An 8,546-nucleotide genomic window follows, 5' to 3' on the forward strand; every position below is an offset into this window, starting at 1 on the left:
GAGACCGGCCGCTATGACTTTCCGGTGGTCGCGCAAGGCGTCATGCCCCGCGACTGCGTGTGCATCGGCATCCTCCCGCAGATTCCGCGCGAGCCGATCACGCAGCAGCCGATGACGGCCCGCGCCGACGCGCAGATGGCCGCACGCGGCCAGTCCCGCAGCGGCTCCATCTTCCTGGGGGGTGGGCGCAGCAACGGCCTGTTCGAGGACAACCGCCCGCGCAACGTGGGCGACATCCTCACCATCGTCATCGCCGAGCGCATGAACGCCACCAAGACCTCGGGCGCCAACGCCAGCCGCGACGGCAGCACGGGCGCGGAGTTCACCGTGGTGCCCAAGGTCATCGGCGGCCTGCTCAACAACCAGAGCGCAGACCTGTCGGGCAAGACCGCCTTTGCCGGCAAGGGCGGCGCCAGCGCCGGCAACACCTTCACCGGGAACATCACCGTCACCGTGGTCGACGTGATGCCCAACGGCAACCTGCTGGTCAGCGGCGAAAAGCAGATGCTGATCAACCAGGGCACCGAATTCATCCGTTTCTCCGGCGTGGTCAACCCGCGCCAGGTGACCGGCAGCAACACCGTCCTGTCCACCCAGGTGGCGGATGCGCGCATCGAGTACAGCGGCAAGGGCTTCATCGATGAAGCGCAAACGATGGGTTGGCTGCAGCGGATCTTCTTGAACGTGATGCCATATTGATATGAACCACCGCTACTCCTTGCGCACCTCGCGCCGCTTCGGAAATTCCCGTCGTCCGTTCAAGAGTTGGTCGCTCTGGACGATCCAGCTGATGCTGGTGGCGGCCTACCTGTTCGTGCTGAGCGCGCCCGCGCGCGCAGAGCGGCTCAAGGAGCTGGCCAGCGTGCAGGGCGTGCGCGACAACCCGATCATCGGCTACGGCCTCATGGTGGGCCTGGACGGCACGGGCGACCAGACCATGCAGACGCCCTTCACCACGCAGAGCCTGGCCAACATGCTGGCGCAGCTGGGCGTGACCATTCCCGAAGGCAAGAACATGCAGCTCAAGAACGTGGCGGCCGTCATGGTGACCGCCACGCTGCCGCCTTTCGTGCGGCCGGGGCAGAGCATCGACGTGACGGTCTCGTCCATGGGCAATGCCAAGAGCCTGCGCGGCGGCACGCTGCTGATGACGCCGCTCAAGGGTGCGGACGGGCAGGTGTATGCCATTGCGCAGGGCAACATGGTGGTGGGCGGCGCGGGCGCGTCAGCCAACGGCAGCAAGGTGCAGGTCAACCAGCTCAGCTCCGGCCGCATTCCCAACGGCGCGCTGGTCGAGCGCGCGGTGGAAGCGCCGGTGGGCAGCGACGGCGCCTTCACGCTGGAGCTCAACCGCTCCGACTTCGGCACCGCCCAGCGCGCGGCCGAAGCCATCAACCGCAGCTTCGGCGCCGGCAGCGCCGACGCCATGGATGCGCGCGTGATCCGCGTGCGCGCCCCTGAGTCGCCCGCCGAGCGCGTGTCCTTCCTGGCCCGCCTGGAGAGCCTGGAAGTCACGCCCACACAGGCGCCGGCGCGCGTGGTGATCAATGCGCGCACCGGCTCGGTGGTGATGAACCAGGCCGTGCGGGTGAGCGACTGCGCGGTGGCGCACGGCAGCCTGTCGGTGGTGATCGACACGCAGCCGGTGATCAGCCAGCCGGCGCCGTTCTCGGGCGGCAACACGGTGGCGGTGCCCACTTCGCAGATCTCGCTCAACCAGGGCAGCGGCGCGCTGCAGGTGATCAAGGGCGGCGCCTCGCTGGCCGACGTGGTCAAGGGCCTGAATGCGCTGGGCGCCAACCCGCAGGACCTGGTGTCGATCCTGCAGGCCATGAAGTCGGCCGGCGCGCTGCGCGCCGAGCTCGAGATCATCTAAGGGCAGGGCGACAGCATGGCAGTTTCCGCCGTCAACGCCTGGAACGGCGCCGATGCGGCCGCGCGCAGCGGCAGCGGCGGTGCGCTGGACGGGCGCTTCGCCCTGGACGTGCAGGGCGTCGATGCGCTTCGGCGCACGGCCCGCCACACGCCCGAGGAGGGCATGAAGCAGGTCTCGCGGCAGTTCGAGGCCATGTTCATGAACATGGTGCTCAAGAGCATGCGCGAGGCCTCCGCCACCATGAACAGCGGCCTGCTGGAAAGCCAGAACGAGAAGGTCTACCTCTCGATGTTCGACCAGCAGCTCTCGCAGAGCCTGTCGGGCCGCGGCCTGGGCCTGGCCGACGCGATGCTGGCGCAGCTGCAGCGCACCCTGGCCGCGACGGGCTCGGCCGACCTGCCGGACCAGCCGCCATCGGCCATGCCGATCCAGGTGCCGCAGGCGCGCGCGTCGGTGCAGGGCTCGGGTGTGCCGGTCATGCCGGTGCCGCGCCAGGCGGCGCCGGCCGACCTGAGCATCTACCAGGCCAACGGCGGGCCGTCGGCCGGGGCGGTCGCCTCGCTGCAGGACCATGTCGACCGGTTCGTGGCGCGCATGGGGCCTTCGGCGCAGGCGGCCAGCGCCGCCAGCGGCGTGCCGGCGCCGCTCATCCTGGCGCAGGCTGCGCTCGAGTCGGGCTGGGGCAAGCGCGAGATCCGCGGCGAAGACGGCGCGCAGAGCTTCAACCTGTTCGGCATCAAGGCCGACCGCAGCTGGAAGGGCCCCACGGTGGAAGTCACCACCACCGAATACGTCGACGGCGAGCCGCAGAAGGTGCGCGCCAAGTTCCGCGCCTACGGCTCCTACGACGAGGCCTTTACCGACTACGCGCGCTTCATCACCCGCAACCCGCGCTATGCCGACGTGCTGGCCACCGACGACCCGGCGCAGGCGGCGCACGGCCTGCAGCGCGCGGGCTATGCCACCGATCCGCAGTACGGCAACAAGCTCGTGCGGATCATGCAGAAGTTCGGCTGATGTCCGTTGAGAAGAAGCGGCTTGCCGCAGCAAGAACCAAGTCTGGAGATACGAGGAGAACACGATGAAGGATTGGAAGATCGGAACGCGCCTGGGCGCCGGATTCGCACTCATGCTGGCCCTGGTGGTGGCCGTGGCCTGCGTGGGCGTGCTGCGCCTGCAGGAGGTGGGCGACGCGACCCACGAACTGGTGAAGCAGGCCCTGGCCAAGGAGCGGCTGGCCGCTGCCTGGCTGCAGGCCACCAACGTCAACAGCGTGCGGACCTTCTCGCTGCTCAAGAGCAACGACCCCGAGGTGCAGGAGTTTTTGCAGAAGAACATGAGCAAGACCAGCGCGCAGATCACCGAGACGCAAAAGCGCATCGAGGCGATGCTGAGCGCGCCGCAGGAACTGGCGCTGGCCGAGGACATCAGGAAGAAGCGCGGCGAGTATGTGGAGCTGCGCAGCACCATCCTCAAGCTCAAGGGCGAGGGCCGGGCGGACGAGGCGAACAAGCTCATGGCCGCCAAGCTGCTGACCACGCTGGAGAACTATGACGGCAGCATCCAGGCCATGCTCGACTACCAGAAGGCGCAGATCGACCGGGCGGCCACGGCCATCGACGACACGTACCGCTCGGGCCGCACCGTGGTGATGGTGCTGGCGGGGCTGGCGGTGGCCATCGGCGCGGTGCTGGCCTGGCTGCTCACGCGCAGCGTGGTGGAGCCGATCAACGAGGCGCTGCTGATTGCCGAAACCGTGGCGTCCGGCGACCTGAGCCAGGATTTCGATTCCGACCGGGGCGGCGACTTCGGGCGCCTGCTGCGCGGCATGGGCGAGATGGAGGACACGCTGACCAATGTGGTGGGGCGCATCAAGGCGTCGGCCGATTCGATCCTGACCGCCTCGGGGGAAATCGCCAGCGGCAACCAGGACCTGTCCTCGCGCACCGAAGAGCAGGCCAGCTCGCTGGAAGAAACGGCCGCCTCGATGGAACAGCTGACCAGCACCGTCAAGCAGAACGCGGACAACGCGCGCCAGGCCAACCAGCTGGCGGTGTCGGCCTCGGAAGTGGCGGTCAAGGGCGGCACAGTGGTCGGCCAGGTGGTGGACACGATGGCCTCGATCAACGAGTCGTCCAGGAAGATCGTGGACATCATCGGCGTGATCGATGGCATCGCGTTCCAGACCAACATCCTGGCGCTGAATGCGGCGGTGGAAGCCGCCCGTGCCGGCGAACAGGGCCGGGGCTTTGCAGTCGTGGCCGCCGAAGTGCGCAACCTGGCGCAGCGCTCGGCGGCAGCGGCCAAGGAAATCAAGGGCCTGATCGACGACTCCGTGGGCAAGGTGCAAGCCGGCAGCGAACTCGTTGGCGAAGCCGGCCAGACCATGCAGGAGATCGTGGGCTCGGTGAAGCGGGTGACCGACATCATGGGCGAGATCACGGCGGCCAGCCAGGAACAGACGGCGGGCATCGAGCAGATCAACCAGGCGATCACGCAGATGGACCAGGTGACGCAGCAGAACGCGGCGCTGGTGGAAGAGGCGGCTGCGGCTGCCGCCTCGCTGCAGGAGCAGGCCGGTGGCCTTTCGAAGGTCGTGGGCATGTTCAAGCTGGACAAGGACGACGCGCCGGCGCACGCCGCATGAGGTTCCGAAATGGCCGCAGCGGCGCACCCAGTCAAGCCATGCGGCCTTCAGAAACGCGCGCAGCTGCCGATAACAAGACCAGCACCTCTCTTTATTGCAGCAGCTGACATCCCATGCGCGTCAATCTTCCCGTCACCGCCGTCGAGTACGAGCTTGCGCCCGATGCGGCGCTGGTCTCGCTCACCGACCTCAAGGGGCGTATCACCTACGCCAACCCGTCCTTCGTGGAGGTGAGCGGCTTCACCCCCGACGAACTCATCGGCAAGGCGCACAACATCGTGCGCCACCCCGACATGCCGCCCGAGGCCTTTGCCGACCTGTGGGAGTCGCTGGGCCGTGGCTTTCCGTGGACGGGCCTGGTGAAGAACCGGCGCAAGAACGGCGACTTCTACTGGGTGCTGGCCAATGTCACGCCGATCCGCCGCCAGGGCGTGGTCGAAGGCTATCTGTCGGTGCGCAGCAAGCCCAGCCGCCAGGCCGTGGAACAGGCGGACGGCATCTATCGCCGGTTCAAGGAGGGCCGCGCCGGCCGCCTGATGATCTGGCGCGGCGAGGTGGTCAACCGCGGCTGGACCGACCCCCTGGCCTGCCTTCGCCGCATTCCGGTTCGACGCCGCGTGTGGGCCGTGTCGGCCGTGTCGGCGCTGCTGAGCCTGGCGGGCGCCGGCATGGCGTGGTTCCAGCAGCCGGCCGGCTCGCCCGTGCTGGCGGCCATCGGCGTCGGCTCCGCGCTGGTGTGGGCTGCGCTGGGCCTGTTCCTGGACCGCACCATCTTCCAGCCGCTGGACCGCGCGGTCGACGTGGCGCGCGCCATCGCCAGCGGCGAGCTGGTCAAGTTCCAGCTGCGGCCCGAGGATGAGACCAAGGGCCTGCTGCTCGCACTCAACCAGATGAGCGCCAACCTGATGGCCATCGTCTCGGACGTGGGCAGCAATGTGGCGGGCGTGTCGGCCACCTCGACGCAGATCGCCACCGGCAACCAGAACCTTTCGTCGCGCACCGAGGCGCAAGCGAGTTCGCTGGAAGAGACGGCTGCCTCGATGGAGCAGCTGACCAGCACCGTCAAGCAGAACGCGGACAACGCACGCCAGGCCAATCAACTGGCCGTATCGGCATCTGAAGTTGCCGTGAAGGGCGGCACGGTGGTGGGGCAGGTGGTGGACACCATGGCGTCCATCAACGAGTCGTCCAGGAAGATCGTGGACATCATCGGCGTGATCGATGGCATCGCGTTCCAGACCAACATCCTGGCGCTGAATGCGGCGGTGGAAGCCGCCCGTGCCGGCGAGCAGGGCCGGGGCTTTGCAGTCGTGGCAGCGGAAGTGCGCAACCTGGCGCAGCGCTCGGCCGCAGCGGCCAAGGAAATCAAGGGCCTGATCGACGACTCGGTGGGCAAGGTGCAAGCCGGCAGCGAACTCGTTGGCGAAGCCGGCCAGACCATGCAGGAGATCGTGGGCTCGGTGAAGCGGGTGACCGACATCATGGGCGAGATCACGGCGGCCAGCCAGGAGCAGACGGCGGGCATCGAGCAGATCAACCAGGCGATCACGCAGATGGACCAGGTGACGCAGCAGAACGCGGCGCTGGTGGAAGAAGCGGCCGCAGCGGCCGCCTCCCTGCAGGAGCAGGCCGGCGGCCTCGCGCAATCCGTGAGCCTGTTCCGCGCCGCCGAGCCGGCCGCCAGAGCCCGGCCCGCCCACACGAACAAGAGCAAGAAGAGCAACCCCGCAGCGCGCCCGGCCACGGCCGGCGCAGACACGACGCGGGAATGGACATCGTTCTAGACCCACAAACAGGACCGACAGAAATGCTGATGAAGACCACATCCCACCAAGAGACAACGGCGCCAGGCCAGCACGGCGCCGCTTCGCAGGCTGCGAAGCCGCTGGAGTTCCTTTCCTTCACGCTGGGCGAGGAGGAATACGGCATCGACATCCAGAAGGTGCAGGAACTGCGCGGCTACGACGCCGTGACCCGCATCGCCAACGCACCCGCCTTCATCAAGGGCGTGGTCAACCTGCGCGGAATCATCGTGCCGATCATCGACATGCGGGTGAAGCTCAATCTGAGCGACCCGAGCTACGACCAGTTCACCGTGGTGATCGTGCTGAACATCGGTGGCCGCGTGGTGGGCATGGTGGTGGACAGCGTGTCCGACGTGATCACCCTGGCGCCCGAGCAGATCAAGGACGCGCCCCAGATGGGCTCGCTGCTCGACACCGACTACCTCATCGGCCTGGGCACGGTGGGCGAGCGGATGCTCATCCTGATGGACATCGACCGCCTGATGTCCAGCGAAGAGATGGGCCTCATCGAGAAGGCCGCCGCCTGAGCGGAACCGAAGAAAAGACTTCCGAAATGAAAGCCTTCTACAACCTCAAGATCGCCACCAAGCTGATGGTGGCCTTTGCCGCGGTGATCGTGCTGACCATCTTCGTCGGCGTGTTCTCCATCGTGCAGCTGTCCAAGGTCAACGACCTGTCGACGGACATGGCCACCAACTGGATGCCCTCGACCCGCTCGCTGCTGGAGATGAAGTCCTCGATGGCGCGTTTTCGCCAGCAGGAGGTGCAATACACCACCGCCATCAACCCGGACGACCTGGCCTACTACGAAAAAGGCATGGCCGAGGGCTGGGCGCGCTGGACCAGGAACCGCGCGGAGTACGAGCCGCTGATCAGCTCGCCCGAAGAAAAGGCGCTGTACCTTGACTATGCCAAGAGCATGGACCAGTACGAGCAGGAGCACAAGAAGATCGCCGCGGCCGTGAAGGCGCAGCGCGAAGGCGCCGACGCGCTGATGCGCGGCGATTCGCAGCGGCTGTTCCGCGAGATGATGGGCCTGATCGACAAGCTGGTGGGCCTGAACGTGGCGGGCAGCGATGCCGCATCCGCAACGGCCGACAGCGTCTACAAGAGCGGCCGCAACCTGGTCATCGGCATTCTCGTGGCCTGCGTGGTGGCCGGCGTGGTGCTGGCCTTGGGCATTGCCCGCATCGTCTCCAGGCCGCTGTCCGAAGCCGTGCGCGTGGCGCAGGCCGTGGCCGGTGGCGACCTGGGCAGCCGCATCGTGGTGGATTCGCGCGACGAGACCGGGCAGTTGCTCGAAGCCCTGCGCGAAATGAATGCGAGTCTGGTGCGCATCGTGGGCGAAGTGCGCCATGGCACGGACACCATTGCGACCGCTTCGAGCCAGATTGCCAGCGGCAACCAGGACCTGTCTTCGCGCACCGAAGAGCAGGCCAGCTCGCTGGAAGAAACGGCCGCCTCGATGGAACAGCTGACCAGCACCGTCAAGCAGAACGCGGACAACGCACGGCAAGCCAATCAGCTGGCCGTATCGGCATCTGAAGTTGCCGTGAAGGGCGGTACGGTGGTGGGGCAGGTGGTGGACACCATGGCCTCGATCAACGAGTCGTCCAAAAAGATCGTGGACATCATCGGTGTCATCGACGGCATCGCCTTCCAGACCAACATCCTGGCGCTGAACGCGGCGGTGGAAGCCGCCCGTGCCGGCGAGCAGGGCCGCGGCTTTGCGGTGGTGGCGGCTGAAGTGCGCAACCTGGCGCAGCGCTCGGCCGCAGCCGCCAAGGAAATCAAGGGCCTGATCGACGACTCGGTGGGCAAGGTGCAGGCGGGCAGCGAACTCGTCGGCGAAGCCGGCCAGACCATGCAGGAGATCGTGGGCAGCGTGAAGCGCGTGACCGACATCATGGGCGAGATCACGGCCGCGAGCCAGGAGCAGACGGCGGGCATCGAGCAGATCAACCAGGCGATCACGCAGATGGACCAGGTGACGCAGCAGAACGCGGCGCTGGTGGAAGAGGCGGCTGCGGCTGCCGCCTCGCTGCAGGAGCAGGCCGGCGGCCTGGTGCAGGCGGTGAGCGTGTTCCGCCTTGGCGGCATGCAGCCCGCCGCTGTCGCTGTGCGTGCCGAGCCCAGGCTGGCTGCGGCCCCGGCGCGCACCCCGGCCAAGCGCGCGGCCGGCAAGGCCCGCAGCGCCAAGGCGCAGGCCGAGGTGCAG

Annotated in this window: 7 protein-coding genes; all 7 read left to right on the plus strand. The window is 67.5% G+C overall.

Going from position 1 to position 8,546, the window contains the following annotated elements:
* Nucleotides 1-42: 42 nt before the first annotated feature.
* Entirely contained in the window at nucleotides 43-699 is a 657-nt protein-coding gene (locus tag VSO01S_RS24850) for a flagellar basal body L-ring protein FlgH (protein ID WP_068645458.1), read from the plus strand.
* Between the two features lie 91 nt (nucleotides 700-790).
* Nucleotides 791-1,876, plus strand: a complete 1,086-nt coding sequence (locus VSO01S_RS24855) for a flagellar basal body P-ring protein FlgI (protein WP_068645459.1) — start codon at nucleotides 791-793, stop codon at nucleotides 1,874-1,876.
* Nucleotides 1,877-1,891: 15 nt separating this feature from the next.
* The gene (gene flgJ / locus VSO01S_RS24860; protein ID WP_084242104.1) at nucleotides 1,892-2,893 is read left to right on the plus strand and encodes a flagellar assembly peptidoglycan hydrolase FlgJ; all 1,002 of its coding nucleotides are present in this window, start codon (nucleotides 1,892-1,894) and stop codon (nucleotides 2,891-2,893) included.
* 64 nt (nucleotides 2,894-2,957) lie between these two features.
* Nucleotides 2,958-4,523 (plus strand): methyl-accepting chemotaxis protein, encoded by a 1,566-nt coding sequence (locus VSO01S_RS24865; RefSeq protein WP_068645456.1) that lies wholly within the window; start codon nucleotides 2,958-2,960, stop codon nucleotides 4,521-4,523.
* 113 nt (nucleotides 4,524-4,636) lie between these two features.
* Nucleotides 4,637-6,307, plus strand: a complete 1,671-nt coding sequence (locus tag VSO01S_RS24870; protein ID WP_068645457.1) for a methyl-accepting chemotaxis protein — start codon at nucleotides 4,637-4,639, stop codon at nucleotides 6,305-6,307.
* Between the two features lie 29 nt (nucleotides 6,308-6,336).
* Nucleotides 6,337-6,855, plus strand: coding sequence for a chemotaxis protein CheW (locus tag VSO01S_RS24875; RefSeq protein ID WP_068645461.1), 519 nt, complete (start codon nucleotides 6,337-6,339; stop codon nucleotides 6,853-6,855).
* 26 nt (nucleotides 6,856-6,881) lie between these two features.
* Nucleotides 6,882-8,546: methyl-accepting chemotaxis protein (locus VSO01S_RS24880; protein WP_084242105.1), on the plus strand; the 1,665-nt coding region annotated here is incomplete at its 3' end.

Source organism: Variovorax soli NBRC 106424 (assembly GCF_001591385.1).
Lineage (GTDB): Bacteria > Pseudomonadota > Gammaproteobacteria > Burkholderiales > Burkholderiaceae_C > Variovorax > Variovorax soli.

Excerpts from the sequence above, each read along its gene's own strand:
- VSO01S_RS24850 (WP_068645458.1), top strand. The coding sequence starts at position 43 with ATGCCCCGCGACTGCGTGTGCATCGGCATCCTCCCGCAGATTCCGCGC.
- VSO01S_RS24855 (WP_068645459.1), top strand. The coding sequence starts at position 791 with ATGCTGGTGGCGGCCTACCTGTTCGTGCTGAGCGCGCCCGCGCGCGCA.
- flgJ (WP_084242104.1), top strand. The coding sequence starts at position 1,892 with ATGGCAGTTTCCGCCGTCAACGCCTGGAACGGCGCCGATGCGGCCGCG.
- VSO01S_RS24865 (WP_068645456.1), top strand. The coding sequence starts at position 2,958 with ATGAAGGATTGGAAGATCGGAACGCGCCTGGGCGCCGGATTCGCACTC.
- VSO01S_RS24870 (WP_068645457.1), top strand. The coding sequence starts at position 4,637 with ATGCGCGTCAATCTTCCCGTCACCGCCGTCGAGTACGAGCTTGCGCCC.
- VSO01S_RS24875 (WP_068645461.1), top strand. The coding sequence starts at position 6,337 with ATGAAGACCACATCCCACCAAGAGACAACGGCGCCAGGCCAGCACGGC.